Origin of the sequence: Burkholderia sp. RF7-non_BP4, assembly GCF_001521935.1 — a bacterium.
Classification (GTDB): Bacteria; Pseudomonadota; Gammaproteobacteria; order Burkholderiales; family Burkholderiaceae; genus Burkholderia; species Burkholderia diffusa.
In genome coordinates, this window is record NZ_LOTA01000028.1 from 282949 (window position 1) to 308703 (window position 25755).

The following is a 25755-nucleotide window of genomic DNA, read 5'->3' on the forward strand; positions in this document are numbered from 1 at the left end:
AACCGCGCCGGCAAACCGATTACGCGCCGCGCAGCGACTTCAGCCGGTGCGAGAACTTCTGGCGGAATTTCGCGAGCTTCGGCCCGATCACGACCGAGCAGTAGCCCTGTCCCGGATTGCGCGCGTAATAGTTCTGGTGATAGTCCTCGGCCGGCCAGTAGTTGTCGTCGAGCGGCACGACCTGCGTGACGATCGGCTGCCCGAACACCTGCTCGCGCTCCAGTTCGCGGATCACGTCGAGCGCGACGTCGCGCTGCGCGTCCGAATGCGTGAACACGACCGAACGGTATTGCGTGCCGACGTCGTTGCCCTGGCGGTTCAACTGGGTCGGATCGTGCGTCGCGAAGAAGATCTCGAGGATCTCGCGATAACCGATGCGCGCCGGATCGAACGTCACGTTCACGACCTCCGCGTGGCCGGTATCGCCGTCGCATACGTCGCGATAGCCGGGATTGCGCGTATGGCCGCCCGCGTAGCCCGACTGGACGGCCGTCACGCCGTCGACGTCGAGAAACACGGCCTCCGTGCACCAGAAGCACCCGCCGCCAACAGTCGCGGTTTCAAGCATCTCGTTCACCATGAAATCATTACCTCGTTGATGACGACGGCCGGCACGCGGGCGCGCGCCGGCATCGCCGGTCCATATCGCCGCTGCCCGGCTGCGGCCCGGTTGCCCGGTGCGCAGCGGCAGCGTTCAAGTATCTCACTCGTGCGCGAATCCGGCAGAACCGCATGCGTGCCGCGCACCACCGGCCGCGCGTTTCTCGTCTACACTTAGGCACGCTTCGCCGTGACGGCACACCGTCCGGCGGCGCGCAGCGTCCGATGCATGCCCGTCCTGATGCCAACATCATCCGCCGGAACATCGATATGCACACCTCAGCAGAATTCGCCCGCATCGCGGGCCCGACCGCCGGCGCTTTCACCGCGCCCGCGCCCTCGCGCCGCCGTGCGCCCGTTGCGCTGCGTGCGCGGCGATCCGGCGCACCGCCTTTCCCTCCTTTCCCGACCTGATGTACCGCGCGGCGCGTCCTCCAATCGCGCGAGGCCGCCAGTGCGTTCCCGTCACGCAACCCGTTCGACCCGCACGTTCGCAGCGAACGTCCGTGCGCCCGTGATCCGATTCGACCGAAAGAGGCACTACGATGAGCATGCGGCCTGACCCGACATTTCACGCTTCGCCGGAACTTGCGATGCAGGCGCCGGCGGAGGAATTTGCCTATACGTTGTTGCTGAGCCCCGATTTTTCCAGACCCGACGCGCTCGCCGTGATCGACGTGAAACCCGGCTCGGCGACCTACGGCAAGATCGTGCACACGGTGACGATGCCGAACACCGGCGACGAATTCCACCACTTCGGCTGGAATGCGTGTTCGTCGTCGCTGTCGCCGCTGACCGGCCACGCATTCCTCGAGCGCCGCTTCCTGATCATCCCGGGCCTGCGTTCGTCGCGGATCTACGTGATCGACACGAAGCCGCACCCGACGCAGGCGCGCATCCACAAGATCATCGAGCCCGAGGAGGTGTTCGCGAAGACCGGCTATTCGCGGCCGCATACGGTTCATTGCGGCCCCGAAGGCATTTACGTGAGCACGCTCGGCGGTGCGGGCAAGGACGGCACCGACGGCGCGCCCGGCATCTTCATCATGGACTGCGAGACGTTCGACGTGCTCGGCCGCTGGGAGATCGACCGTGGCCCGCAGGACAAGCATTACGACTTCTGGTGGAACCTGCCGCGCGACTACATGGTGTCGAGCGAATGGGCGCTGCCGCCGCAATTCGAGAACGGCATCGTGCCGGAAGACCTGCTCGCGAACCGCTACGGCCACCGGCTGCACTTCTGGGACCTGCGCGCCCGGCGCAACGTGCAGACGATCGATCTCGGCGCGCATCACCAGATGGCGCTCGAGGTGCGGCCCGCGCACGATCCGGTACGCGAATACGGTTTCGTCGGCGTCGTGGTCGACACGACCACTCTCGAAGGATCGATCTGGACCTGGTGGCGCGAGGACGGCCAGTTTCATGTGAAGAAGACGGCGACGATTCCGCCCGAACCGGCCGCGGCCGACGAACTGCCGCCGCTGCTCAAGAGTTTCGGCGCGGTGCCGCCGCTCGTGACGGACATCGACCTGTCGCTCGACGACCGCTTCCTGTACGTGTCGTGCTGGGGCACCGGCGAGATGCGCCAGTACGACGTGTCGGATCCGCATCACCCGGTGCTCGCGGGGTCGGTGCGTATCGGCGGGATCGTGCGCCGCGCGCCGCACACGAACGGCCGCGCGTTCGCCGGCGGCCCGCAGATGGTGGAAATCAGCCGCGACGGCCGCCGCGTGTACTGGACCAACTCGCTCTACTCGACGTGGGACGACCAGTTCTATCCGGACGGCGTGCCGGCCGCGCAGGTGCTCGCGCATGCGGGGCCGGACGGCGGGCTGACGCTCGCCGACGACTATTGGGTCGAGTTCCCCGACGGCTATCGCGCGCACCAGATCCGGCTCGAAGGCGGCGACTGCTCGACCGACTCGTTCTGCTATCCGTCGGTCAAGCGTTGAGCACAGGCCTCTCCGCGCCGCTCGCGCTGTGGGCGGCCGTGCTCGCGAGCGGCGTCTATCACGGGCTCAATCCGGCGATGGGCTGGCCGCTCGCGGTGTCGAACGCGCTGATGACGCGCCGCGATGGCGCGCTCGTCGCCGCGCTCGGCTATCTCGCGCTCGGCCACGCGCTCGCGGTATTCATGGTGATGCTGCCGTTCGGGCTGCTTGCCGCGCTGCTTGCGTGGCAGTCGGCGATCCGGATCGGCGCGAGCGCGCTCGTGATCGGCTTCGGCGTGGTGCTGCTGATCCGGCGGCGGCATCCGCGTGCGCTCGCGCGGATTCCGCCCGCGCGGCTCGGCCTGTGGTCGTTCGCGGTTGCGCTCGCGCACGGCGCGGGGCTGATGCTGGTGCCGATTTACCTCGGGCTCTGCGGGCTCGACCGGGACGCCGGCCATCGCGCGGCGGCCACGCTCGTCGATGCGCATCTCGGGATGGCGCTCGTCGTCGCGGCCGTGCACGCGGCCGCGATGATCGGCGCAGGCGGCGTGCTCGCGTGGCTCGTGTACCGCTATCTCGGGCTGAAGTTCGTCGCGCGGAGCTGGTTCAATCTCGATGCGGTGTGGGCGTCCAGCCTGATCCTGACGGGTGCGCTGTCGCTCGGGCTGGCGGCGACGGCCTAGCGCGCGGCTCGGGGAGCGGCCTCGTGACGCGCAACGAAAGGCGCGAAAACGACCGTTCCAGCACGGCGTCGGCGTCGCGCGACAGTGTTCGCTACCTCACGCTCGCCCCGCGATGCGCCGTCCGCACGGGTCCGGCGGTCGCGATTCCGCTAAAATCGGGCCATGCGCACCACTTCCCAACCGACCGCCCTGGCCTTGTCGCCTTTCGTCCGCTGCGCCCGTTGCATCCGCCGCGCGCCGCGCCCGTCCGTTTCGTTCCGGATGGCCGCCCGATGAACCACGCCACCCCGCCGGATTTCGACTCGGCCGCCTTTCGCCAGGCGCTCGGGCAGTTCGCGACCGGCGTCACGGTCATCACGACGCGTGCGCCGTCCGGGCAACTGATCGGCATCACCGCGAGCTCGTTCAACTCGGTGTCGCTCGACCCGCCGCTCGTGCTGTGGAGCCTCGCGCACAAATCGGCGTCGACCCCGGTGTTCCGCAACAACAGCCATTACGTGGTGAACGTACTCGCGGCGTCGCAACTCGACCTGTGCAAGCGCTTCTCGACCTACAAGGGCGACCGCTTCGAAGGGATCGCGCACGCGGCCGGCAACTCGGGCATGCCGGTGCTCGACGGCGCGCTCGCGTGGTTCGAATGCCACAACCGCAGCCGCTACGACGAAGGCGACCACGTGATCTTCGTCGGCGAAGTGGAACGCTGCGGCGTGCGGGCCGCGTCGGATGCCGCGGCGCCGCTCGTGTTCCACGGCGGCGGCTTCCACGGCCTCACACCGCTTTGATCGCCCCCATGCGCGCCAGCCCGACCGGCGCGCCCGCTTCGTCCTTCAGCGTCTGCAGCACGATGTTCGAACGGATGTCCATCACGCCCGGCGCCTTGTAGAGCCGGTTCAGCACGAAATCCGAGTAGTGCTTGAGGTTGTGCGCGAGCACCCGCAACAGGTAGTGGCTCTCGCCCGTCACGACGAACGCGCCGACCACCTCCGGCCATTCGCGCAGCGCTTCCGCGAAGCGCTCGTGCCATTGATTCTCTTCGTTGCGCATCGACACCTGCACGAACGCCTCGAGCTCGAAGCCGAGCTTCTCGCGGCTCAGGCACGCGCGATAGTGCTCGATCACGCCCTGCTCCTCGAGCAGGCGCATCCGGCGCAGACAGGCGGACGGCGAAAGCGAGATCCGTTCCGCCAGGTCGAGATTGCTGATTCTGCCCTCCTCCTGCAATACCGCCAGAATCCGGCAGTCGGTGGCATCGAGCGTGATCGCGTGCATTTTTGGTCCCCGTTTTCCCTCTGAGTCGAATTATCTGCCAATCGGGCGGATTGTCCATGTTTATTTCGCAAGCACTTTCTGCGAGCGTCCACCTATCATTCGAAGCATCGATTCACCGCTTCGTCATGCCATGGACACACTCTGGGACATCTCGCCGCCCGTCAGCCCCGCCACCCCCGTGTGGCCGGGCGACACGCCGGTTTCCGTCGAACGCGTCTGGCGGATGGAGGCCGGCTCGCCGGTCAACGTCGCGCGCCTGACGCTGTCGCCGCACACGGGCGCGCACTGCGACGCGCCGCTCCACTACGACGCCGACGGCGCACCGATCGGCGCGGTGCCGCTCGACACCTATCTCGGCCCATGCCGCGTGATCCACTGCATCGGCGCGTCGCCGGTCGTGCGCCCGGCCGACATCGACGCCGCGCTGGACGGCGTGCCGCCGCGCGTGCTGCTGCGCACCTATGCGCGCGCCAGCGTCGAGCAATGGGACAGCGGCTTCTGCGCGGTCGCGCCCGAAACCGTCGACCTGCTCGCCGCGCGCGGCGTGAAGCTGATCGGCATCGACACGCCGTCGCTCGACCCGCAGGAATCGAAGACCATGGATGCGCATCGCCGCGTGCGCGCGCACCGGATGGCGATCCTCGAAGGGATCGTGCTCGACGACGTGCCGCCCGGCGACTATGAACTGATCGCGCTGCCGCTGAAGTTCGCGACGCTCGACGCGAGCCCCGTGCGTGCGGTGCTGCGCGCGCTGCCCGGCCGATCCTCCTGATTCACCGAACCACTGACCCGAGAACCACTGACCCGACATCATGATCAAGACCCGTGAAGACGCGCTCGCCCTCGACCGCGACGACCCGCTCGCCCCGCTGCGCGACCAGTTCGCGCTGCCCGACGGCGTGATCTATCTCGACGGCAACTCGCTCGGCGCGCAGCCGCGCGCGTCGGCCGCCCGCGCGCAACAGGTGATCGGCGCCGAATGGGGCGAAGGCCTGATCCGCAGCTGGAACACCGCCGGCTGGTTCGCGCTGCCGCGCCGCCTCGGCGACAAGCTCGCGACGCTGATCGGCGGCGCGCCCGGCGAGACCGTCGTGACCGACACCATCTCGATCAACCTGTTCAAGCTGCTGTCGGCGATGCTGCGCCACCAGGCCGAGCGCGCGCCGGAACGCCGCGTGATCGTGTCGGAGCGCTCGAACTTCCCGACCGACCTGTACATCGCGCAAGGGCTGATCGAACAGCTCGGCGGCGGCTATGAGTTGCGCCTGATCGACGATCCGGCGGACCTGCCCGACGCGCTCGGCGCGGACACGGCCGTCGCGATGATCACGCACGTGAACTACCGCACCGGCTACATGCACGACATGCCGGCCGTCACGCAGCTCGTGCACGACGCGGGCGCGCTGATGCTGTGGGATCTCGCGCATTCGGCCGGCGCGGTGCCGGTCGACCTGAACGGCGCGCGTGCGGACGGCGCGGTCGGCTGCACGTACAAGTATCTGAACGGCGGCCCCGGTTCGCCCGCATTCGTGTGGGTGCCGCACCGTCATCACGCGCACTTCTCGCAACCGCTGTCGGGCTGGTGGGGCCATCGCGCGCCGTTCGCGATGCAGCCGGACTTCGCGCCCGATCCGGGCATCGCGCGCTTCCTCTGCGGCACGCAGCCGATGGTGTCGATGTCGATGGTCGAGTGCGGGCTCGACGTGTTCCTGCAGACCGACATGCACGCGATCCGCCGCAAGTCGCTCGCGCTGACCGATGCGTTCATCGCGCTCGTCGAGGCACGCTGCGCGGGCCTGTCGCTGAAGCTCGTCACGCCGCGCGCGCATCACCAGCGCGGCTCGCAGGCGAGCTTCGAGCATCCGCACGGCTACGAGGTGATGCAGGCGCTGATCGCACGCGGCGTGATCGGCGACTACCGCGAGCCGTATGTGCTGCGCTTCGGCTTCACGCCGCTCTATACGCGCTTCGTCGACGTGTGGGATGCCGTCGAGACGCTGCGCGACATCCTGGCCACCGATGCGTGGAAGGCACCCGAGTTCGCCGAGCGCGGCGCGGTGACCTGACCGGCTTTTTGCCCGGCGCGCGCCGCGATGACATGCGGATTGCGCGCCGCGCCCCCGTCATTCAATTCTGGAGAGAGTCGTGAATTCTGGTCATATGCAGCCACCCGGCGACGACGCGCCGGCGGGCTGCCCGTTCTCGGGCGCACGCGCGACCCAACCGGCACACGAAGCACCGCACGTGCCGGGCGATGCCTCGGGCGAAGCCGGCTGGCACAACGCGCAGCTCGATTTCTCGAAGTCGATGAGCTACGGCGACTACCTGTCGCTGAATTCGATCCTCGACGCGCAGCATCCGCTGTCGCCCGATCACAACGAGATGCTGTTCATCATCCAGCATCAGACGAGCGAGCTGTGGATGAAGCTTGCGCTGTTCGAATTGCGCGGCGCGCTCGACGCGGTGCGCGGCGACGCGCTGCCGCCCGCGTTCAAGATGCTCGCGCGCGTGTCGCGCATTCTCGAGCAGCTCGTGCAGGCGTGGAACGTGCTGTCGACGATGACGCCGTCCGAGTATTCGGCGATGCGGCCGTACCTCGGCCAGTCGTCGGGCTTCCAGTCGTATCAGTACCGGCAGCTCGAATTCCTGCTCGGCAACAAGAACGTGCAGATGCTGCAGCCGCATGCGCACCGGCCCGACATCCTCGAACAGGTGCGCGCGACGCTCGAGGCGCCGTCGTTCTATGACGAGGTCGTGCGCCTGCTCGCGCGGCGCGGTTTCCCGATCGCACCCGAGCGGCTCGAGCGCGACTGGACGCAGCCGATGCGGCACGACGAAACCGTCGAAGCCGCGTGGCTCGAGGTCTATCGTCACCCGCAGCAGCACTGGGAGCTCTACGAAATGGCCGAGGAGCTCGTCGATCTCGAGGACGCGTTCCGCCAGTGGCGCTTCCGTCACGTGACGACCGTCGAGCGCATCATCGGCTTCAAGCAGGGCACCGGCGGCACGAGCGGCGCGCCGTATCTGCGCAAGATGCTCGACGTCGTGCTGTTCCCCGAGCTCTGGCACGTGCGCACCACGCTGTAACGCGCTCGTGCATCATGCGCCCGCGCGTCACGACGACGTGCGGGCCAGTTCCTCCCCGTCGCGCGGCAACGCGCGTTCGCGCGTAAGCCGCGGAATGTGCCGCCGCATCGCGAGCAGCGCGACGCACACCACACTCATCGCCGCGGCCAGCATCGTCAGATACGCCGTCGCACCGCCCGCGGTGATCACCATTGCGCCCGCGAACGCGCTGAGGATCGCGCCGAGCCGGCCGAACGCGAGCGCGCTCGCGGTGCCGGTCGCGCGCACCGCCGTCGGATAGATGTACGCGCACAGCGCATACATCGTCGACTGCACCGCGTTGACGAACAACCCGTGCACGCCGAGCCCGACGATCAGCCAGCCCGTGTGGCGCCCGGCGTCGACACCCATCAGCCACACCGCGCTCGCCGCGCCGCCGATGCTGCACAGCGCGAGCGGCCAGCGCGAACCCGCATGCGCGATCGCCCACGCGCACAGTAGCGCGCCGATCACGCCGCCGAGGTTGTACGCGGTGAGCCCGGTGCCCGCGACCGACACGCTCAGCCCGCTCGCGGCGAGCATCGTCGGCAGCCAGCTGAACGCCGCATACACGGCGAGCAGGCACATGAAGAACGCGCACCACAGCGCGATCGTGTCGCGCGCCTGGCCGCCGGCGAACAGCGCGCCGAACCCGCCTCGTGCGCCGGGCGCGCGTGCATCGCGCAGATCGGTGAACGCGGTGCCGGGCGCGACCGGCCGCTGCATGCGCGCGAGCAGCGCGCCGAGTTCCGGCCAGCGCGCGGGGCGGCGCGCCAGGAAGCGCGGCGATTCGGGCAACGCGCGCACGAGCACGAAGCCGAGCACGAGCGGCAGCGCGCCGCCGGCAAAGAACAGCCCGCGCCAGCCGTAGCGCGGCAGCACTTCGTGCGCGAACAGCCCGGCCAGCATGCCGCCGAGCGGCACGCAGACGATCGTCGCCGTCACCATCATCGTGCGGCGCCGCGCGGGCGTGTATTCGGCCGTCATCGTCGTGGCCGTCGGCAGCGCGCCACCGATCCCGAGCCCCGCGCAAAAGCGCAGCATCGCGATCGTCGCGACATCCGGCGCGAAGCCGATCGCGCAGGTCGCGATGCCGAACAGGAACACGCTGCCGATCACGGCCTGGCGGCGCCCGAAACGGTCCGCGACGATGCCCGCGCACGCGCTGCCGATGCCCATCCCGATCAGCCCGGCGGCCACCGCCGGCGCGAACGCGCCGCGCGTGATCCCCCATTCGCGGATCAGCACGGGAATCGCGAAACCGATCAACTGCCCGTCGAAGCCGTCGAGCACGATCGCGAGTGCGGCGAGCAGCACCACGCAGCGCTGCATCGTCGTGAACGGTCCGTCGTCGAGCGTCGCGCCGATGTCGACCGGGGGCGGCTGCAATCCGTCGCGCGTGCTCATGCGACCTCCCGTGCGCCACGCGTCGGCGGCAACGTGCGCGCACGGCGCGCGGCAAGACAACAGCATTCGATGACTTTCATGGCGTCTCCAGTTGCCCGGGCTGGCGCTTGCGCGTGCCCGGATCTCGTGTTGCACGGGCGGTCGGCATCCGTGCATCGGCGCCGGCCCCCGTCTCGTCCAATCCAATCCGATCCGGCGACATCGCCTGCATGCGGCGCGAGCCCGCCGCCGGCGTGTTGCTCAGTCGCGCCGCGCGTCGATCAGCCTGACGAGCGCGAGCAGCGTATCGGTATGCGGCACCGCGATACCCGTCTCGCGCGCGGCCGCGACGACCTTGCCGCTGATCGCGTCGATCTCGGTGCGGCGGCCCGCGAGCACGTCCTGCAGCATCGACGGCCGATGGCCGCGATGCGCGTGGATCGCATGCTCGACGTTGCGCGCGATGCGCTCGCCGTCCACCGCGATGCCTTTCGCGCGCGCGACGGCGGCCGTCTCCGCCGCGATCGCCAGCGCGAGCCGTGGGCCGTCGGGTTCACGGCCGAGCTGGTCGACCGTGCAGCCCGTCGCCGCGCACAGCGTGTTGAGCGCTGCGTTGAACGCGACCTTTTCCCAGATCGCGGCCCACACGTCGGCATCGAGCGAACACGCGAGCCCGGCACGCGACAGCGCGTCGGCCACGGCCGCCGCGAACGGGCGCGCCGCGCCATCGGCCGTCATCATGCGGATCGCGCCGGCACCGTGCGAGCGCACGTGCCCGGCGCCGGCGAAGTCGGCCGGCCACGTCGTGACGCCGACCAGAATCCGCTCGAGCGGCACGAACGCGTTCAGCGTCTCGACGTTGCCGAGGCCGTTCTGCAGCGTCAGCACGTACGTACGCGACGTCAGCAATGCGCGCACGCCGTCGAGCGCCGCACGCGTGTGCAGCGATTTCGTAAAAACGATCAGCAGATCGAACGGGTCGTCGGGCGACGCGCTTGCTTGCGCATTCGCCGTTTCCGGCCGGACGGCCTGCAGCGCGCGGATGCGGCGTTCGCCGCGATCGTCGTCGATGCGCAGCCCGTCGCGGCGGATCGCATCGAGATGCGCATCGTTCACGTCGATCAGCGTGACCGCCTCGCCGTGCTCGGCCAGCAGCGCGCCGAACAGCGAGCCCATCGCACCGGCGCCGAGAATCGCAATCTTCATCGTCGGCGGCCTCTCAGAACGGATACTGGCGCGGCGCGGTCTGCACCGTGATCCAGCGCAGGTCCGTGAACGCGGCGATGCCGGCCTTGCCGCCGAAGTGGCCGAAGCCGCTGTCCTTCACGCCGCCGAACGGCATTTGCGCCTCGTCGTGCACGGTCGGGCCGTTCACGTGGCAGATGCCCGATTCGATGCTCGCCGCGACCCGCATCGCGCGGGCGACGTCGCGGCTGAACACGGCCGACGCCAGCCCGAATGCGTTGTCGTTCGCGCAGCGGATCGCGGCCGCCTCGCCATCGACCCGCACGATGCCCTTCACCGGCCCGAACGATTCCTCCGCGTAGATCCGCATCGCGGGCGTCACGTGATCGAGCAGCGTCGCCGGGAACAGCGTGCTGTCCGACTTGCCGCCGCACAACAGCGTCGCGCCGTGCGCGAGCGCATCGTCGATCAGCGCGTTGCAGCGCTCGACGGCCTTCATGTCGATCAGCGAACCGAGCACGACCGGCCCTTGGCGCGGATCGCCGAGCGGCAGCGACGCGGCCTTGGCGGCAAGCTTCGCGACGAATGCATCGGCGATCGACGCGTCGACGACGATCCGCTCGGTCGACATGCAGATCTGCCCTGAATTCGCGAATGCGCCGAATGCGGCCGCCGCGACCGCCGCATCGAGATCCGCATCGTCGAGCACGACGAACGGCGCCTTGCCGCCGAGTTCGAGCACCGACGGCTTCAGATGACGCGCGCACGCTTCGGCGACGATCCGCCCGACGCGCGTCGAGCCGGTGAAATTCACGCGGCGCACGGCCGGATGGGCGATCAACGCGTCGACGACGGCGCCCGCATCCTCGGGCGCGTTCGTCACGAAGTTGACGACGCCCGGCGGCAGCCCGGCCTCCTGCAGGGCCTCGACGATCAGCCCGTGCGTGACGGGGCACAGCTCGGAGCCCTTCAGCACGACCGTGTTGCCGCAAGCGAGCGGCAGCGCGAGCGCACGCGTCGCGAGGATCACCGGCGCGTTCCACGGCGCGATGCCGAGCACCACGCCGGCCGGCTGCCGTACGCCCATCGCGAGCGAACCGGGCACGTCGGACGGGATCAGCTCGCCGCCGACCTGCGTGGTCAGCGACGCGGCCTCGACGAGCCCGCTGGCGGCAAGGTGCACGTTGAAGCCTGCCCACAGCGCCGACGCGCCGGTTTCGGCCGCCATCGCGGCGACGAACTGCTCGTGCTTCGCTTCGAGCGCGGCGGCAGCCTTCAGCAGCAGCGCGCGGCGCGCGCCGGGGCCGAGCGCGGCCCATTCGGGAAATGCGCGAGCGGCCGCGTCGGCCGCCGCGCGCGCATCGTCGACCGTGCCCGCGGGCGCGGCCGACGCGACTTCGCCGTCGAGCGGGTTGCGGCGCATGAAGGTCGCGCCGCTGGACGAATGGCGGCGTTCGCCGCCGATCAGCATCGATACGGTTTGCATGGATTCTCCGGAACGACGCGCAACGCGCGTCAGGCAACCTCGACGTCGATGACGACGGGCGTATCGGCCCGCAGCGCATCGGTCAGCGTGTCGTGCAGGCGCGCGGCATCGGCGACGCGGATGCCGCGGCACCCCATCCCCTGCGCGAGCGCGACGAAATCCAGATCGGGCAGATCGGTGCCCTGCACCGGGTCGTCGGGGCCGAAGCCGAACACGGGCGCGAAATCCTGCAGCGCCGCGTAGCGCCGATTGTTCAGGATCACGAACGTGATCGGCAGCTTCAGCTGCGCGGCGCTCCACAATGCCTGGATCGAATAGAGGCTCGACCCGTCGCCGATCAGCCCGATCACGCGCCGCCCCGGCCGCGCGAGCGCGACGCCGACCGCGGCCGGCATCCCGTAGCCGAGCCCGCCGCTGTCCATCGTGTAGAACGTGCCGCTGCGTGTGAACGGCAGGTGCGCCTGCATCACCGGCCGCGCGCTCGGCGCTTCCTCGACGACGATGTCGTGCGCGTCGCGCACGTCGGCGAGCGTCTGCAGCGCGAATGCCACCGACATCCGCTCGCCGGCGGCCGGCGCTTCGGCGCGCGGGCGCGGCGGCCGCGGCGCGGGCATCGGTCGCTCGGGCGGCGCCGGCCGCGCCAGCAGGTCGCGTGCCGCGAGCCGCAGGTTGCCGACGACCGCGTCGCCCGACGGCGTCCATGCGGCGGTGCCGGGATCGTCGACGAGCTGCACGAGCGTGGCGCCCGGCGGCACGTGCGGGCCGCTGCCGTCGATGTGATAGGTGAACGCGGGCGCGCCGAACGCGAACACGAGGTCGTGCCCGTCGAGCCGCGCGACGATCTTCTCGCGGATCGCGGGCAGGAAGCCGGCGAACAGCGGATGGTCTTCGGGAAAGCTGCAGCGCCCCGACATCGGCGCGACGTACACGCTGGCCCGGTGCCGCTCGGCGAGCCGCACGACGTCGTCCCACGCACCGGCCCGATCGACGGCCGCGCCGACCACCAGCGCGGGACGCCGCGCCGCATCGAGCGCGTCGCCGAGCCGCGCGAGCGCATCGGGATCGGGCCGCACGACGCTGCTCACGTCGCGGCGCGGCAGCAGCTCGGCCGGCTGGTCCCAGTCGTCGACCGGGATCGACACGAACACCGGCCCGCGCGGCTCCTGCATCGCGATCCGGTATGCCCGCGCGATCGCGGCCGGCACGTCCTGCGCGCGCGCCGGCTCGATGCTCCATTTCACGTACGGCTTCGGCAGCTCGGCGGCCTGCGTCGCGCCGAGAAACGGATCGAACGGCAGGATCGCGCGCGCCTGCTGGCCCGCGGTGACGATCAGCGGCGTGCGGTTCCTGAACGCCGTGAACAGGTTGCCCATCGCGTTGCCGACGCCGGCCGCCGAATGCAGGTTGACGACCGCCGCGTTGCCGGTGGCCTGCGCATGACCGTCCGCCATGCCGACCACGACGGCCTCCTGCAGGCCGAGCACGTAGCGGAAATCGGCGGGGAAATCGCGGAACATCGGCAGCTCGGTCGAGCCGGGATTGCCGAACACGCGATCGATGCCGAACTGGCGAAACAGGTCGATGACGGCATCGCGAACGGTGATCGGGGCGGCCGGTGCGGCGGAATGGGACGGGGTGCCGGACATGCTCGGGCGTCTCCTTGGTGGCTTGGCGGTTTCCACAGTATCGAAGCGCGAGTCATTCGCGGATACTGTATTTTTTGCGAAAAGCCATTACGGTTCGGCATGACTTTCGATCTCCGACAATTGCGGGCATTCACGACCATCGTCGCGTGCGGCAGCCTCGGCCGCGCGGCCGACGCGCTGCACGTGACCCAGCCGGCGCTGAGCCGGATCCTGAAGCGGCTCGAGGATCAGGTCGGCGCGCCGCTGTTCGAGCGCCATTCGAAAGGCGTGCAGTTGACGGCATTCGGCGAGGCACTGCTGCCGCACGCGACGCTGCTGCAGCACGAGGCCGAGCACGCGCGCGAGGAGCTGGACGCGATGCGCGGCTTCGCGAAGGGCACGATCAAGGTCGGCACGGTGGGCAGCATCGCGAGCCTCGTGCTGCCGATCGCGGTCGGCCGCGTGCTCGACCGCTGGCCGAACCTGCGTGTCGAGATTCTCGAAGGCGTGTGGGACCGGCTCGCGGAAGGCCTGAACAAGCACGAGATCGATCTCGCGCTGTCCGCGCACGGGCCCGACACCGACGAGATCGTCGCGATTCCGGAGTGCCGCTGGGAGGATCGCAGCCATATCGTTGCGGCGCCGCACCATCCGCTGCGCGCGCTCGGCCGCGCACCGACGCTCGCCGATACGCTGCACGCGCGCTGGGCGATTCCGCCGCGCGGCACCGCGCCGTTCGACCACATGCGCGCGACTTTCGACGCGCACGGGCTTGCCCTTCCCGATATCGCGGTCGAGACGCGCTCGGTCACGACACTGAAGAGCCTCGTCGCGCATGCCGGCTTCCTGAGCTGGATGGCCGAACCGATGTACGGCGCCGAACAGCGCGCCGGCACGATCGACACGCTGCCGGTGCGCGAGGTCGTCGCGGTGCGCACGCTCACCGCGTTCCGGCGCCGCCACGGGATCCTGCCGGGGCCGGCCGGCAAGCTGCTCGACGAACTCGTCGCGCTCACGCGCGAAGGTCGCTGACACCGCCCCCCTTCGCGCCCCGCATTCGCGCCGCCGCGCGCGCCGCCGCAGCGCACCATCGAAATGCCGTGTCCCCGCCTTGACTTTCGTTCGCCCGAATACGATCATTCGCTCACATAAAGAGCAAATGATCGTATTCGACTGGAAAGACTGGCACGAACAGGAGACACCGGATGAGCGAATCGTCCTCCGCCCGCGCGCCCGTGCTGCTGCACATCGGCGCGGGCTCGTTCCACCGCGCGCACCAGGCGTGGTATCTGCATCGCGTGAACGCGGCCGTGCCGGCCGACGAACACTGGTCGCTGACCGTCGGCAACATCCGCGACGACATGCGCGCGACGATGGACGCGCTCGCCGCGCAACACGGCGCGTACACGCTCGAAACCGTCACGCCGCAGGGCGAGCGCGCATACGAGACGGTCCGCGCGATCTCGCGCGTGCTGCCGTGGTCGATCGACCTCGCCGCGCTGATCGACGCCGGCGCCGACCCGGCCTGCCGGATCGTGTCGTTCACCGTGACCGAAGGCGGCTACTACCTCGACGAACACAACCGGCTCGACCTCGCGAACGCCGATCTCGCGGCCGACCTGCAGGGCGCGCGCACGACGCTGTACGGCGCGCTCGCGGCGCTGCTCGCCGAGCGCGTGAAGCGCGGCGCGGGCCCGCTCACGCTGCAGAGCTGCGACAACCTGCGCAACAACGGCGCGCGCTTTCGCGCGGGCATGCGCGAATTCCTCGAACGGCGCGGCGAGGACGGCCTGCTCGCGTGGTTCGATGCGAACGTCGCGACGCCGAGCGCGATGGTCGACCGCATCACGCCACGCCCGACCGCCGACGTGCGCGAACGCGTGCGCGCGGCCACCGGCGTCGACGACGCATGCCCGGTGATGGGCGAATCGTTCATCCAGTGGGTGATCGAGGACCGCTTCGCGGCCGGCCGGCCGCGCTGGGAGCTGGCCGGCGCGGAGCTGGTCGACGACGTGCACCCGTACGAGGAAGCGAAGATCCGCATCCTCAACGCGACGCACAGCTGCATCGCGTGGGCCGGCACGCTCGCGGGCTACACGTACATCCACGAGGGCACGCACGACGCGGCGATCCGCCGGTTCGCGCACGACTACGTGACTCAGGACGTGATCCCGTGTCTCAGCCCGAGCCCGCTCGATCTCGAACGCTACCGCGACGTCGTGCTCGAACGCTTCGGCAACCCGTACGTGCTCGACACGAACCAGCGCGTCGCGGCCGACGGCTTCTCGAAGATTCCCGGCTTCATCGCGCCGACGCTCGCCGAATCGCTCACACGCGGCGCGGCGCCGGTCGCCACCGCCGTGTTGCCGGCGCTGTTCCTGCGCTTTCTCGAACGCTGGGCGCGCGGCTTGCTGCCGTATGCGTACCAGGACGGCGTGATGGACGACGGCGCCGCGCGCGCGATCGTCGAAGCCGACGACCCGGTCGTCGCGCTGTGCGCGAGCCGCGCGCTGTGGGGCTCGCTCGCCGGCAACGCGGCGCTGTTCGACGCGCTGCGCGCCGGGCTCGCACGCGTCGACGCATGGCTCGCGCAGCGCTGACGCGCGACGGCCGGCAGCCTCGCAACCGGCCGCCGCGAGCGGCCGCGCATCCGGGCGAACCTGCGTTGGCAGGTGCGCATGCGTGCGGCTAAAGTAGCGGCTCCTCACTGACGGAACGGATCGCTCATGTATCTCGGCATCGACCTCGGCACCTCGGAAGTGAAGGTGCTGCTGCTTGCCCCGGACGGCACGGTGGTCGGCACCGCGGGCACGCCGTTCAGCGTGTCGCGGCCGCACCCGCGCTGGGCGGAACAGCATCCGGACGACTGGTGGCGCGGCACGCTCGCCGCGCTCGCGGCGCTGCGCGAGCGGCATCCGCACGCATTCGCGCAGGTGCGCGGGATCGGCCTGTCGGGCCAGATGCACGGCGCGGTGCTGCTCGGCCGCGACGACCGCGTGCTGCGCCCCGCGATCCTGTGGAACGACATGCGCAGCGCCGACGAATGCGCGCTGCTCACCGAACGCGCCCCCGATCTGCACGCGCTCGCCGGCAACCTGGCGATGCCCGGCTTCACCGCGCCGAAACTGCTGTGGGTCGCGAAGCACGAGCCCGACGTGTTCGCGGCGACCGCGTGCGTGCTGATGCCGAAGGACTACCTGCGTTTCCGTCTCACCGGCGCGAAGGTGTCCGACCCGTCCGACGCGGCCGGCACGCTGTGGCTCGACGTCGCGCGCCGCGACTGGTCCGACGCGCTGCTCGCCGCGTGCGACATGACGCGGGCGCAGATGCCGCGCATCGTCGAAGGCAACGCGCCGTCCGGCACGCTGCGCGCGGATCTCGCGCGCGAGCTCGGGCTGTCGGAGGCCGTCGTGGTGGCGGGCGGCGGCGGCGACAACGCGACCAGCGCGCTCGGCATCGGCGCGATCCACGCGGGCGACGGCTTCGTGTCGCTCGGCACGTCCGGCGTGCTGAGCGTGGTCGGCGACCGCTTCATGCCGAACTCCGCATCGGCCGTGCATGCGTTCTGCCATGCGATTCCCGATCGCTGGCAACTGATGAGCGTCGTGCTGTCGGCCGCGAGCTGCCTGCGCTGGGTCTGCAAGCTGACGGGCACGGACGAGCCGGCGCTGCTCGCCGAAATCGAGGCGCTCGACGCGGACGCGCTCGCGACGGCGCCGCTGTTCCTGCCGTACCTGTCCGGCGAACGCACGCCGCACAACGATCCTTACGCGCAGGGCGTGTTCTTCGGGATGACGCACGCGACCGAACGCGCGCACCTCGGCTACGCGGTGCTCGAAGGCGTGACGCTCGGCCTCGCGGACGGCCTCGACGCGCTGCATGCGGCCGGCGTCGAAACCGACCGCCTGTCGCTGATCGGCGGCGGCGCGCGCAGCGCGTTCTGGGCGCAGCTGATCGCCGATGCGCTGAACGTGCGCACATGCCGGCACGGCGGCGGCGAAACCGGTGCGGCGCTCGGCGCCGCGCGCCTGGGCTGGCTCGCCGTCGGCGGCGATCCGCATGCCGTGCTGACCAAGCCGCCGGTGCGCGCCGAATACGCGCCGGACGCCGGCCGTCATGCGCTGCTGCGCGAGCGCCTCGACGCATTCCGCGCGCTGTATCGCCACGTGCGCCCGCTTTACGAACCGTCGCGCGCGCGGCTCGCGTAAGCGGCGACGCGCAGCGGCCGGCGGCCGCGCATCCGGCATGCGTTACAGTGGATGCCGTTGCGCCGCCCGACGGCCGACCCCGATCCGAACCGAACCGCTATCGTGTCCAAGTCCTCAGAAAAACTCGATCTCGCCACGCGCGCCGCGTGGCTCTACTACGTCGCGGGCGACACGCAGAACGAAATCGCCGAGAAGCTGCAGGTGTCGCGCCCGGTCGCGCAGCGCCTCGTCGCGTTCGCGGTCGAGAAGAATCTGATCCGCGTGCGCGTCGATCATCAGCTCGCCGATTGTCTCGACCTCGGCGCGCAGCTGTCGAAGCGCTACGGGCTCGCGATGTGCGAAGTCGTGCCCGTCGACGCCGATGCGCCCGAAGCGATCGACCGCAAGCTCGCGGTCGCCGGCGCGCAGGTGATGGAGCGCTACCTGAACGAGACGCGACCGATGGTGATCGCCGTCAGCAGCGGCCGGACGCTGAAGGCCGCGGTCGCGCAGATCGCGCAGATCGAGCGGCCGCAGCACCGGCTCGTGTCGATGGTCGGCGCGATCGCGGCCGACGGCTCGTCGAACCGCTACGACGTCGCGCAGTACATCTCCGAGAAAACCGGCGGCAAGCACTTCCTGCTGCCCGCGCCGCTGTTCGCCGACAGCGACGCCGAGCGCGCGCAATGGTGCAATCACCGGCTGTACCGGATCGTCGACGCGCTGTCGGCGCAGGCCGACGTCGCGTTCGTCGGGATCGGTAATATCGGCCCGCACTGCCCGCTCTACGAGGACGGCTTCATCACCGAACAGGAACGCGACGAGATGACCGCGCTCGGCGCGGTGGCCGAACTGCTCGGCGTGCCGATCGATGCGCAGGGCAAGCTGGTCGACGTGTCGACCAGCGCGCGCGTGACGAGCGTCGCGCTCGACGCGCCGCCGAAGCGCCCGACGATCGCGTTCGCGGGCGGCCCGAAGAAGCGCGACGCCGTGATCGCCGCGCTGCGCGGCGGCTGGCTGTCGGGGCTCGTCACCGACGAGACCTGCGCGCGCGCGGCACTCGAGGCGAAGGCGGCCTGACGCCGCCGCACGCTCACGCGGCCGCGCGCGGCGCCGGAAACGCGTGCCGGCGCGCGCGCCACGCACCGATCCACGCCGCCGCCAGCAGCGCGACGAGCACCCACGGAATCGCCCCCGCACCCGTCGCGCCGAGCAGCATCCCGCCCGCGATGCCGCCGCCCGCGATCGCCAGATTCCACACCGTCACGAGCATCGACTGCGCGACATCGGCCGCGTCGCCCGCCGCGTTCGCGGCAGCCGTCTGGAACAGTGTCGGCGCGCCGCCGAACGCGAGCCCCCACAGCGCGACGCCCGCATACACGATCGTCATGCCGGACCCGGCGCCGAGCATCGCCGCCGCAAGCGCGAACAGCGCGATGCTCGCGAGCGTCAGCCGCCGCTGCGCGGCGCCGATCCATGCGCCCGTCAGCGCGATGCCGACCAGCGACGCGACGCCGAACACGAACAGCACCGCATCGACCTGCGCGCCCATCCGCACGCCCGCGAGGAACGGCGCGACGTACGTGTACAGCATGTTGTGCGCAAGCACGTACGCGAACATCACGACCAGCACCGGCCGCACGCCGGGCAGCGCGAACACGCGGCGCACCGGCGCGCGCGCGCCGGCCTGCTGCCCCGGAAAGTCGGGCACGCGCAGCCGGATCCAGCCGATCAGCGCGAGCGCCGCGACCGTGATGCCCGCGAACGCGACGCGCCAGCCGAACATCGCGCCGAGCGCGGTGCCGGCCGGAATGCCGATCGACATCGCGACCGGCGCGCCGAGCATCGCGACCGCGATCGCACGGCCGCGCAATGATGCGTCGACCATCCGGCTCGCGTAGCCCGCCAGCAGCGCCCACAGCAGCCCGGCCGACATGCCCGCGACGAAGCGCGCGGCGAGCGTGAGCGCGTAGTACGGCGACGCGGCCGTCAGCGCGTTCGACACGACGAACCCGGCGAGCGCCGCGAGCAGCAGCCGGCGTCTGCGCATCGCGCGCGTCGCGGCGACGAGCGGAATCGCCGCGACGATCGAGCCGAGCGCATAGACGGTCACGAGCTGGCCGATCAGCGCCTCGGTCGCGCGCAGGTCGACGCTCATCAACGGGAGGAGGCCCGCCGGCAACGCTTCGGTGAGGATCGTGATGAACCCGGCGGTCGCAAGCGCCAGCAGGTTCGCGACCGGCAAGCCTTCGCGCGCCGGCGCGGACAATCCGGACGCCGGGTCGGCGATGCGGTCGGACACGCGATCGGAAACGGCTACGCACTCGCTCATGTCGCGCTCCGTTGGTCGACGCCGTACACCGCATCGCGCACGTCGGTGACGAAACGCCCGTGCATCCCTTCGTACAACGTATTGGTCAGCGCGACGACCGTCAGCCCGGCCGCGCGATCGACGAACCACGCGTGCCCGTACGCACCGCCCCAGCGCCACGTGCCGACCGACTCCGGCGACTGCGCGGCCGCCGGATCGCGCAGCACCGAAAAACCCAGCCCGAAGCCGAATCCCGGCGCGTCCGGCAGGTCCTGCGCGCCCGGCTGCACACGCGCCATCTCGTCGATCCAGCGGCGCGCGAGCCAGCCGTCGCGGCCGGTGCGCAACGTCTCGAGCAGCGTCAGGCAGTCGCGCGCGGTGCCGACCATCCCCGCGCCGCCCGACGGCCACGCGGCCGCGTCGAACGCGCGCGCCGGCGCGAAGCGGATGCCGACCGTGCCGTCGTACACCGGCGCGAGATCGTCGTCGGCCATCCGCCGCGGCGCGCCCGGCGTGCTCACGTACGGCGTCGCGAAGCGCGCCGCATCGCGTGAGAAGAACGCGGTGTCCGTCATCCCGAGCGGCGTCGTGACGAGCGCGGCCACGGCGTCGGCGAGCGGCCTGCCGTCGACCGCCTCGATCAGCGCGCCGACCACGTCGGTCGCGAGCGAGTAATCCCACGACGTGCCGGGCGCGAACCGCAGCGGCACGCCTGCGATGCGCCGCACGTTCTCCGCGAGCGACAGGTCCGCGCGGTCCATCCCGTCGGACACGCCGGCACGCGCATACGGGCCGTCGGTGTCGGCTTCGAGGAAGCGATAGCCGAGCCCGGCCGTATGCGACAGCAGATGACGCAACGTGATGTCGGCCGGCGTGCCGTCGGCCAGCGTCGGCCGGAACGCGGGTAGCCAGCGCGCGACCGGCTCGTCGAGTTCGATGCGTGCCGCCGCGACCAGCCGCATCGCGGCGGCCGTCACGATCGGCTTCGATACCGACGCGAGCCGGAACAGCGTGTCCTCCCGCATCGGCGTGCCGGCCTCGCGATCGGCGAGACCGGCCGCGCGCGCGTAGCGAAGCTCGCCGTCGCGGGCGACCAGCACGACCGCGCCGACCACGCGCGCGTCGGCCAGCGCGCGGTCGAGCGCGGCATCGAGGCGCTCGGGCAGCGCGGTGTCCGGTTCGGCGCGGCGAGCGGAGACAGGCAGGGATGACATGGCGTGACCTCGAAGAGAGAAGGAACGCCCATCGTAGGGAACCAGCGCAATAAGAAAAACCGGGTTAGAGTTCCGGACACTCCGGACGTCGATGTCCGCAATCGGGAACCTGCATGGAAAATCTTGGCGGTTTCGTCGTGTTCGTCCAGGTCGCGGAAACGCGCAGTTTCGTCGCGGCCGGCCGCGCGCTCGGGTTGTCGGCGTCCGCGATCGGCAAGCGCATCGCGCGGCTCGAGGCCCGGCTGAACGTGCGGCTCTTCCACCGCAGCACACGCAGCATCACGCTGACCGCGGAAGGCACGCGCTTCCTGGAACGCTGTCGGCGCGTGATCGCCGAGATCGACGCGGCCGAGCAGGAACTGACGCACAGCGCCGAAGCGCCGCGCGGGCGCTTGCGCGTGAGCCTGCCGACGATCGGCACGCTGCTGCTGCCGCTGCTCGCCGATTTCATGGCCGCGTATCCGGAAATCGAACTCGACATCGATTTCAGCGACCGCCTCGTCGACGTCGTCGACGAAGGCTTCGACGCGGTGCTGCGCACCGGCCGGCCGACGGATTCGCGACTGTCGTCGCGGCTGCTCGGCCATTTCCGGCAGCACCTCGTCGCGTCGCCCGGCTATCTCGAACGGCACGGCGCGCCGCGCACGCCGGCCGATCTCGCTCGGCATCGCTGCCTGCACTACCGTTTCCCGAGCAGCGGCAAGCTCGAGACCTGGCCGTTGCGCGCGTCGCGCTCGGGCACGCCGCCGGTGGTGCCCGTCTCGATGGTCAGCAACAATGCCGAGACCCGCCTGTGCTTCGCCCAGCGCGGGCTCGGCATCGCGTGCCTGCCCGAATTCTTCGTGCGCGACGCGCTCGACGACGGCACGCTGCATGCAGTGCTCGACGAATACGTCGCGAGCCGCACGCCGATCTACGTCCTGTGGCCGTCAGGGCGACATCCGACGCCGAAACTGCGCGCCTTCGTCGATTACATGGTCGCGCACCTGCGCATCTGACCGCGCCCGGCCGTCACGCCGCCTTCGCGTGCGGGCTCAGCCGGCGCAACGCCTGCCCGTGTTCGTCGAACAGGTGGCAGTGCTCGGCCTGCGCATGCACGTGCAGCGCCTCGCCGGTGCGGTACGTGTCGAGCGGCGGAATCCGCGCGATCAGCCCGTCCGGCGCGACGGCCGACTCCGCGTACAGATACGCGGCATCGCCGAGCGATTCGACGGCCATCGTCCGCGCGGCGACGCCGGTTGCCGCCTGCGCCACCATCAGATGCTCGGGCCGCACGCCGACGGTCACCGCCGCGCCGCGCTGCAACCCGGCCGCGTCGACCGCGACGCGCTGCGTCTCGCCGCTGCCGAAGCGCACCAGCACGCCGGTCGCATCGGTCGACTCGACCGTGCCCGTCAGGAAATTCATCTTCGGCGAGCCGATGAAGCCCGCGACGAACTGGTTGGCCGGCGCGTGGTACAGCGCGTTCGGCGTGCCGACCTGCTGCACCGCGCCGCCCGACAGCACGACGATCTTGTCGGCGAGCGTCATCGCCTCGACCTGGTCGTGCGTCACGTAGATCATCGTCGTCTTCAGCTCGTCGTGCAGCCGCGCGAATTCCAGCCGCATCTTCACGCGCAGCGCCGCGTCGAGGTTCGACAACGGCTCGTCGAACAGGAACACCTTCGGCTTGCGCGTGATCGCGCGGCCGATCGCGACGCGCTGCCGCTGGCCGCCCGACAGCTGCTTCGGCTTGCGGTCGAGCAGGTGATCGATGTGCAGGATCTTCGCGGCCTGCTTCACCGCCTGGTCGATCTCGGGCTTCTTCGCGCCGGCCAGCTTCAGGCCGAACGCCATGTTGTCGTACAGCGTCATGTGCGGGTACAGCGCATACGACTGGAACACCATCGCGATGCCGCGCTTCGCGCTCGGCACGTCGTTGACCTTCGCGCCGTCGATCAGCAGGTCGCCGCTCGAGATGTCCTCGAGCCCGGCGATCATCCGCATCAGCGTGGATTTGCCGCAGCCGCTCGGCCCGACGAACACGACGAATTCGCCGTCGGCGATGTCGAGGTTCACGTTGCGCAGCACTTCGGTGTCGTCGTAGCGCTTCGCGATGTTGCGCAGGAGCACGCTTGCCATGATCTGTCTCCGTTCGTTCGTGATGCGCCGCATTCGATGCGGCGCAATCGTTCGTGGTACTAATTCGGCAGCACGGTGCCGGTCGCCTGCCAGCGCGCGACGTAGCCGGGCAGCTCGTGCATGTCGTCGAATACGTGACGCGCGCCGATCCCGCGCAGCGCGTCAATCTGCGCGGCCGACGCATGCCCGCCACCGATGAAGCCGAGCACGGTCATGCCGGCCGCGGCGGCCGCGGTGATGCCGGTCACGCTGTCCTCGACGACGAGGCATTGCGCGGGCACCGCGCCGAGTGCGCGTGCGGCCGCGAGATACACGTCGGGCGCGGGCTTCGGCCTGGCGACGGCGTCCGCGCAGAACAGCCGGTCGCCGAAGAAACGCGCGAGGCCGGTGCGGGTGAGCGCCGCCTCGACGTATGCGCGGTAGCTGTTGCTCGCGCATGCCGTCGTCAGACCGATCGCGGCGAGTGCCGTATCGATGCCGGCGACCATCGGCGCGTTGACCGCCGCCGCCTCGACCGCGCGGCGGATCGCGTCGACGTCGCCCGCCGTCAGCGTGCGGCCGACCGCCTCGCTCGCGCCGGCCAGCACGCGCTCGATGCGCAGCCCGAGCAGCGGCATCACCGCCGGCCGCGCGTCGACGCCCGGCCAGCGCGCGTCCAGCTCGCGCACGATCACGTCGGCGGCGACGGCCTCGCTGTCGATCAGCACGCCGTCGCAATCGCAGATCAGCACGTTCATCCCGTGGCCGACCGCGCCTTTTCCGCCCGCGCCTTCGCCGGCCGCGCTCATTTGACCGCCCCGAACGTGAGCCCGCGCACGAGCTGCTTCTGCGACAGCCAGCCGACGATCAGGATCGGCGCGACGGCCAGCAGGGAAGCCGCAGACAGCTTCGCCCAGAACAGCCCCTCGGGGCTCGAGTACGACGCGATGAACACGGTCAGCGGCGCGGCGTTCGAGCTCGACAGGTTGATGCTCCAGAACGCCTCGTTCCACGACAGGATCACGAGCAGGAGCGCGGTGGACGCGAGACCCGGCAGCGCCATCGGCATCAGCAGATAGACGATCTCCTGCCACGTCGACGCGCCGTCGATGCGCCCGGCTTCGAGGATGTCCTTCGGGATCTCGTTGAAATACGTGAAGGTCATCCAGACCGCGATCGGCAGGTTGATCAGCGTGTACACGATCACGAGGCCCGACACGGTATCGAGCAGCCCCGCGTTCTTCCACAGCAGGTAGATCGGCACGAGCACGCCGACCGACGGCATCATCTTGGTCGACAGCATCCACAGCAGCACCTTCTGCGTGCGGTGGTTCGGGAAGAACGCCATTGCATAAGCCGCAGGCACGGCGAGCAGCAGCGAAATCACGGTGACGCCGGCCGAGATCAGCACCGAATTCCACGCGAACGCGAAGTAGTTGCTGCGCGCGAACACCTCGCGGAAGCTGTCGAGCGTCGGCATGAAGAACAGCGATGACGCGTACGCCTGCTGCTCGGTCTTGAACGCGGTGATCGCCATCCAGAAGATCGGGAAGAACAGCAGCAGCGCGAGCAGCCACGCGAGCGCGCCGGGCAGCGCACGCCGCACGAGGGCGAACGCGGCCGGCGCGCGCCGGCCTTCGAAAGTCAGGTCGCTCATTTCTCGTACTCCCCCTTCAGGTTGCGCGCGAGCATCCGCACCAGGAAGAACGACACGACGTTCGCGACCACGACGGCGATGATCCCGCCCGCGGATGCGAGGCCGACGTCGAACTGCTGCAGGCCGAGCGCATAGATCAGGTACGACAGGTTGGTCGTCGCGTTGCCGGGGCCGCCGCCCGTCGTCGTGTAGATCTCCGCGAAGATCGACAGCAGGAAGATCGTCTCCATCATCACGACCACGGCGATCGCGCGCTTCAGGTGCGGCAGCGTGATGTAGAAGAACATCGCGATCGCGCCCGCGCCGTCGATGCGCGCGGCTTCCTTCTGCTCCTGGTCGAGCGACTGGATCGCGGTGAACAGGATCAGGAACGCGAACGGCAGCCACTGCCACGCGACGATGATGATCACGGCGGTGAGCGGGTAGTCGGCGAACCAGTCGATCGGCGTCATCCCGAGCGCGCGCATCGCGTTCGCGACGAGCCCGTACACCGGATGCAGGATCATGTTCTTCCAGATCAGCGCGGCGACCGTCGGCATCACGAAGAACGGCGCGATCACGAGCAGGCGCGCCACGCCCTGCCCGTAGAACTTGCGGTCGAACAGCACGGCCATCAGCACGCCGCCGACCACGGTGATCGCGAGCACCGCGCCGATCAGCACGAGCGTGTGCCAGATCGCGGGCAGGAACGACGGATCGGTCGCGAGGAAGCGGTAGTTGTCGAACCCGGCAAAGCCTTTCACGTCCGGGTTCAGCAGGTTGTAGCGCGAGAACGAATACCAGATCGTCATCGCGAGCGGGATCGACATCCACAGCAGCAGCACCGCGACGGACGGCGACACGAGCCAGCTGGCGCCGCCGCGCGCGCGGCGCGGCGCGCCCGGCGGCGACGACGCGTCGCCGACCGACGGCGCGTGGCTCAGGGGAAGACGCAAATGACGCATGATCGGAGTCCCTCCGGTTGAGGCGCGGGCGCGAACGGCCGCCCGGCCTGTCTGCTTCGGCGACGTGCACCG

Annotated in this window: 23 protein-coding genes; 11 read left to right on the forward strand and 12 right to left on the reverse strand. The window is 70.2% G+C overall.

The annotated features are described in order from the left end of the window. Positions 1-19: 19 nt before the first annotated feature. A complete protein-coding gene (gene msrA, locus WS49_RS11180; RefSeq protein WP_059527848.1) occupies positions 20-580 on the reverse strand; it encodes a peptide-methionine (S)-S-oxide reductase MsrA in 561 nt (186 codons plus the stop codon). A gap of 565 nt (positions 581-1145) precedes the next feature. Between msrA and WS49_RS11185 the strand changes: the two genes are divergently transcribed. From WS49_RS11185 to WS49_RS11195, 3 genes are all read left to right on the forward strand, one after another. After that, complete coding sequence (locus tag WS49_RS11185) at positions 1146-2552, forward strand: selenium-binding protein SBP56-related protein (RefSeq protein WP_059527851.1); 1407 nt, start codon at positions 1146-1148, stop codon at positions 2550-2552. Next, complete coding sequence (locus WS49_RS11190; RefSeq protein WP_059527854.1) at positions 2549-3214, forward strand: hypothetical protein; 666 nt, start codon at positions 2549-2551, stop codon at positions 3212-3214. The genes WS49_RS11185 and WS49_RS11190 overlap by 4 nt, the downstream gene beginning before the upstream one ends. 272 nt (positions 3215-3486) lie before the next feature. Further along, entirely contained in the window at positions 3487-3996 is a 510-nt protein-coding gene (locus WS49_RS11195) for a flavin reductase family protein (RefSeq protein WP_059465659.1), read from the forward strand. Here WS49_RS11195 and WS49_RS11200 read toward each other — a convergent pair. Beyond that, entirely contained in the window at positions 3983-4483 is a 501-nt protein-coding gene (locus WS49_RS11200) for an Lrp/AsnC family transcriptional regulator (RefSeq protein WP_044844460.1), read from the reverse strand. The two genes, WS49_RS11195 and WS49_RS11200, sit on opposite strands and share 14 nt — an antisense overlap. 130 nt (positions 4484-4613) lie before the next feature. On the opposite strand from WS49_RS11200, the gene kynB reads away from it, so the two are divergent. The 3 genes from kynB to kynA all read left to right on the forward strand — a co-directional run bounded on the left by kynB (position 4614) and on the right by kynA (position 7570). Beyond that, positions 4614-5255, forward strand: coding sequence for an arylformamidase (kynB, locus tag WS49_RS11205; protein WP_059527857.1), 642 nt, complete (start codon positions 4614-4616; stop codon positions 5253-5255). A gap of 40 nt (positions 5256-5295) precedes the next feature. Then, the gene (gene kynU / locus WS49_RS11210; protein ID WP_059527860.1) at positions 5296-6549 is read left to right on the forward strand and encodes a kynureninase; all 1254 of its coding nucleotides are present in this window, start codon (positions 5296-5298) and stop codon (positions 6547-6549) included. A 94-nt stretch (positions 6550-6643) separates the two neighbouring features. Then, entirely contained in the window at positions 6644-7570 is a 927-nt protein-coding gene (kynA, locus tag WS49_RS11215; protein ID WP_059527863.1) for a tryptophan 2,3-dioxygenase, read from the forward strand. Between the two features lie 27 nt (positions 7571-7597). Here kynA and WS49_RS11220 read toward each other — a convergent pair whose 3' ends face one another. The 4 genes from WS49_RS11220 to mdlC form a co-directional block, all read right to left on the reverse strand. Continuing rightward, positions 7598-8995: an MFS transporter gene (locus WS49_RS11220; RefSeq protein ID WP_059528323.1), complete on the reverse strand. Its 1398-nt coding sequence runs from the start codon at positions 8993-8995 to the stop codon at positions 7598-7600. A gap of 240 nt (positions 8996-9235) precedes the next feature. After that, positions 9236-10180, reverse strand: a complete 945-nt coding sequence (locus WS49_RS11225) for a ketopantoate reductase family protein (RefSeq protein WP_059527866.1) — start codon at positions 10178-10180, stop codon at positions 9236-9238. A 13-nt stretch (positions 10181-10193) separates the two neighbouring features. Next, positions 10194-11645: an aldehyde dehydrogenase family protein gene (locus tag WS49_RS11230; protein WP_059527869.1), complete on the reverse strand. Its 1452-nt coding sequence runs from the start codon at positions 11643-11645 to the stop codon at positions 10194-10196. 29 nt (positions 11646-11674) lie between these two features. After that, positions 11675-13291 carry a benzoylformate decarboxylase gene (gene mdlC / locus WS49_RS11235; protein ID WP_059527872.1) on the reverse strand — a complete coding sequence of 539 codons (1617 nt, stop codon included), beginning with the start codon at positions 13289-13291 and terminating at the stop codon, positions 11675-11677. 99 nt (positions 13292-13390) lie between these two features. On the opposite strand from mdlC, the gene WS49_RS11240 reads away from it, so the two are divergent. The 4 genes from WS49_RS11240 to WS49_RS11255 all read left to right on the forward strand — a co-directional run bounded on the left by WS49_RS11240 (position 13391) and on the right by WS49_RS11255 (position 18537). After that, positions 13391-14302, forward strand: coding sequence for a LysR family transcriptional regulator (locus WS49_RS11240; RefSeq protein ID WP_059527874.1), 912 nt, complete (start codon positions 13391-13393; stop codon positions 14300-14302). 173 nt (positions 14303-14475) lie between these two features. Further along, positions 14476-15870, forward strand: a complete 1395-nt coding sequence (gene dalD, locus WS49_RS11245; protein WP_059527876.1) for a D-arabinitol 4-dehydrogenase — start codon at positions 14476-14478, stop codon at positions 15868-15870. A 126-nt stretch (positions 15871-15996) separates the two neighbouring features. Next, positions 15997-17478 (forward strand): xylulokinase, encoded by a 1482-nt coding sequence (gene xylB, locus WS49_RS11250; protein ID WP_059527879.1) that lies wholly within the window; start codon positions 15997-15999, stop codon positions 17476-17478. 51 nt (positions 17479-17529) lie between these two features. Then, on the forward strand, positions 17530-18537 hold the full coding sequence (locus tag WS49_RS11255; RefSeq protein WP_175911239.1) for a sugar-binding transcriptional regulator: 1008 nt from the start codon (positions 17530-17532) through the stop codon (positions 18535-18537). A 13-nt stretch (positions 18538-18550) separates the two neighbouring features. Here the strand turns inward: WS49_RS11255 and WS49_RS11260 are convergent, their stop codons facing one another. Both WS49_RS11260 and WS49_RS11265 read right to left on the reverse strand, forming a co-directional pair. After that, the gene (locus WS49_RS11260) at positions 18551-19789 is read right to left on the reverse strand and encodes an MFS transporter (protein ID WP_059527882.1); all 1239 of its coding nucleotides are present in this window, start codon (positions 19787-19789) and stop codon (positions 18551-18553) included. Beyond that, complete coding sequence (locus tag WS49_RS11265; RefSeq protein ID WP_059527885.1) at positions 19786-20982, reverse strand: serine hydrolase domain-containing protein; 1197 nt, start codon at positions 20980-20982, stop codon at positions 19786-19788. The genes WS49_RS11260 and WS49_RS11265 overlap by 4 nt, the downstream gene beginning before the upstream one ends. Before the next feature lie 113 nt (positions 20983-21095). Between WS49_RS11265 and WS49_RS11270 the strand changes: the two genes are divergently transcribed. After that, entirely contained in the window at positions 21096-21980 is an 885-nt protein-coding gene (locus tag WS49_RS11270) for a LysR family transcriptional regulator (RefSeq protein WP_059527889.1), read from the forward strand. Positions 21981-21993: 13 nt separating this feature from the next. Here the strand turns inward: WS49_RS11270 and WS49_RS11275 are convergent, their stop codons facing one another. From WS49_RS11275 to WS49_RS11290, 4 genes are read right to left on the reverse strand one after another with little or no spacing between them, the layout of a single operon-like run. Next, on the reverse strand, positions 21994-23103 hold the full coding sequence (locus tag WS49_RS11275) for an ABC transporter ATP-binding protein (protein ID WP_059528326.1): 1110 nt from the start codon (positions 23101-23103) through the stop codon (positions 21994-21996). 59 nt (positions 23104-23162) lie between these two features. Beyond that, the gene (locus tag WS49_RS11280; RefSeq protein WP_059527892.1) at positions 23163-23891 is read right to left on the reverse strand and encodes an HAD family hydrolase; all 729 of its coding nucleotides are present in this window, start codon (positions 23889-23891) and stop codon (positions 23163-23165) included. Further along, positions 23888-24739, reverse strand: coding sequence for a carbohydrate ABC transporter permease (locus tag WS49_RS11285; protein ID WP_059527895.1), 852 nt, complete (start codon positions 24737-24739; stop codon positions 23888-23890). The genes WS49_RS11280 and WS49_RS11285 overlap by 4 nt, the downstream gene beginning before the upstream one ends. Continuing rightward, positions 24736-25683 (reverse strand): carbohydrate ABC transporter permease, encoded by a 948-nt coding sequence (locus tag WS49_RS11290; protein WP_059527898.1) that lies wholly within the window; start codon positions 25681-25683, stop codon positions 24736-24738. Before WS49_RS11290 ends, WS49_RS11285 begins: the two co-directional genes overlap by 4 nt. Positions 25684-25755 lie beyond the last annotated feature (72 nt).

What these genes read in the sequence shown, in the direction of transcription:
- WS49_RS11200 (WP_044844460.1), bottom strand. Translation starts at nt 4,483, where the DNA reads ATGCACGCGATCACGCTCGATGCCACCGACTGCCGGATTCTGGCGGTA.
- WS49_RS11265 (WP_059527885.1), bottom strand. Translation starts at nt 20,982, where the DNA reads ATGTCATCCCTGCCTGTCTCCGCTCGCCGCGCCGAACCGGACACCGCG.
- WS49_RS11240 (WP_059527874.1), top strand. Translation starts at nt 13,391, where the DNA reads ATGACTTTCGATCTCCGACAATTGCGGGCATTCACGACCATCGTCGCG.
- kynU (WP_059527860.1), top strand. Translation starts at nt 5,296, where the DNA reads ATGATCAAGACCCGTGAAGACGCGCTCGCCCTCGACCGCGACGACCCG.
- WS49_RS11275 (WP_059528326.1), bottom strand. Translation starts at nt 23,103, where the DNA reads ATGGCAAGCGTGCTCCTGCGCAACATCGCGAAGCGCTACGACGACACC.
- WS49_RS11230 (WP_059527869.1), bottom strand. Translation starts at nt 11,645, where the DNA reads ATGCAAACCGTATCGATGCTGATCGGCGGCGAACGCCGCCATTCGTCC.
- WS49_RS11280 (WP_059527892.1), bottom strand. Translation starts at nt 23,891, where the DNA reads ATGAGCGCGGCCGGCGAAGGCGCGGGCGGAAAAGGCGCGGTCGGCCAC.
- WS49_RS11220 (WP_059528323.1), bottom strand. Translation starts at nt 8,995, where the DNA reads ATGAGCACGCGCGACGGATTGCAGCCGCCCCCGGTCGACATCGGCGCG.
- WS49_RS11290 (WP_059527898.1), bottom strand. Translation starts at nt 25,683, where the DNA reads ATGCGTCATTTGCGTCTTCCCCTGAGCCACGCGCCGTCGGTCGGCGAC.
- WS49_RS11185 (WP_059527851.1), top strand. Translation starts at nt 1,146, where the DNA reads ATGAGCATGCGGCCTGACCCGACATTTCACGCTTCGCCGGAACTTGCG.
- WS49_RS11260 (WP_059527882.1), bottom strand. Translation starts at nt 19,789, where the DNA reads ATGAGCGAGTGCGTAGCCGTTTCCGATCGCGTGTCCGACCGCATCGCC.
- WS49_RS11285 (WP_059527895.1), bottom strand. Translation starts at nt 24,739, where the DNA reads ATGAGCGACCTGACTTTCGAAGGCCGGCGCGCGCCGGCCGCGTTCGCC.
- WS49_RS11225 (WP_059527866.1), bottom strand. Translation starts at nt 10,180, where the DNA reads ATGAAGATTGCGATTCTCGGCGCCGGTGCGATGGGCTCGCTGTTCGGC.
- msrA (WP_059527848.1), bottom strand. Translation starts at nt 580, where the DNA reads ATGGTGAACGAGATGCTTGAAACCGCGACTGTTGGCGGCGGGTGCTTC.
- WS49_RS11195 (WP_059465659.1), top strand. Translation starts at nt 3,487, where the DNA reads ATGAACCACGCCACCCCGCCGGATTTCGACTCGGCCGCCTTTCGCCAG.
- kynA (WP_059527863.1), top strand. Translation starts at nt 6,644, where the DNA reads ATGCAGCCACCCGGCGACGACGCGCCGGCGGGCTGCCCGTTCTCGGGC.
- xylB (WP_059527879.1), top strand. Translation starts at nt 15,997, where the DNA reads ATGTATCTCGGCATCGACCTCGGCACCTCGGAAGTGAAGGTGCTGCTG.
- WS49_RS11270 (WP_059527889.1), top strand. Translation starts at nt 21,096, where the DNA reads ATGGAAAATCTTGGCGGTTTCGTCGTGTTCGTCCAGGTCGCGGAAACG.
- mdlC (WP_059527872.1), bottom strand. Translation starts at nt 13,291, where the DNA reads ATGTCCGGCACCCCGTCCCATTCCGCCGCACCGGCCGCCCCGATCACC.
- dalD (WP_059527876.1), top strand. Translation starts at nt 14,476, where the DNA reads ATGAGCGAATCGTCCTCCGCCCGCGCGCCCGTGCTGCTGCACATCGGC.
- kynB (WP_059527857.1), top strand. Translation starts at nt 4,614, where the DNA reads ATGGACACACTCTGGGACATCTCGCCGCCCGTCAGCCCCGCCACCCCC.
- WS49_RS11255 (WP_175911239.1), top strand. Translation starts at nt 17,530, where the DNA reads ATGCCGTTGCGCCGCCCGACGGCCGACCCCGATCCGAACCGAACCGCT.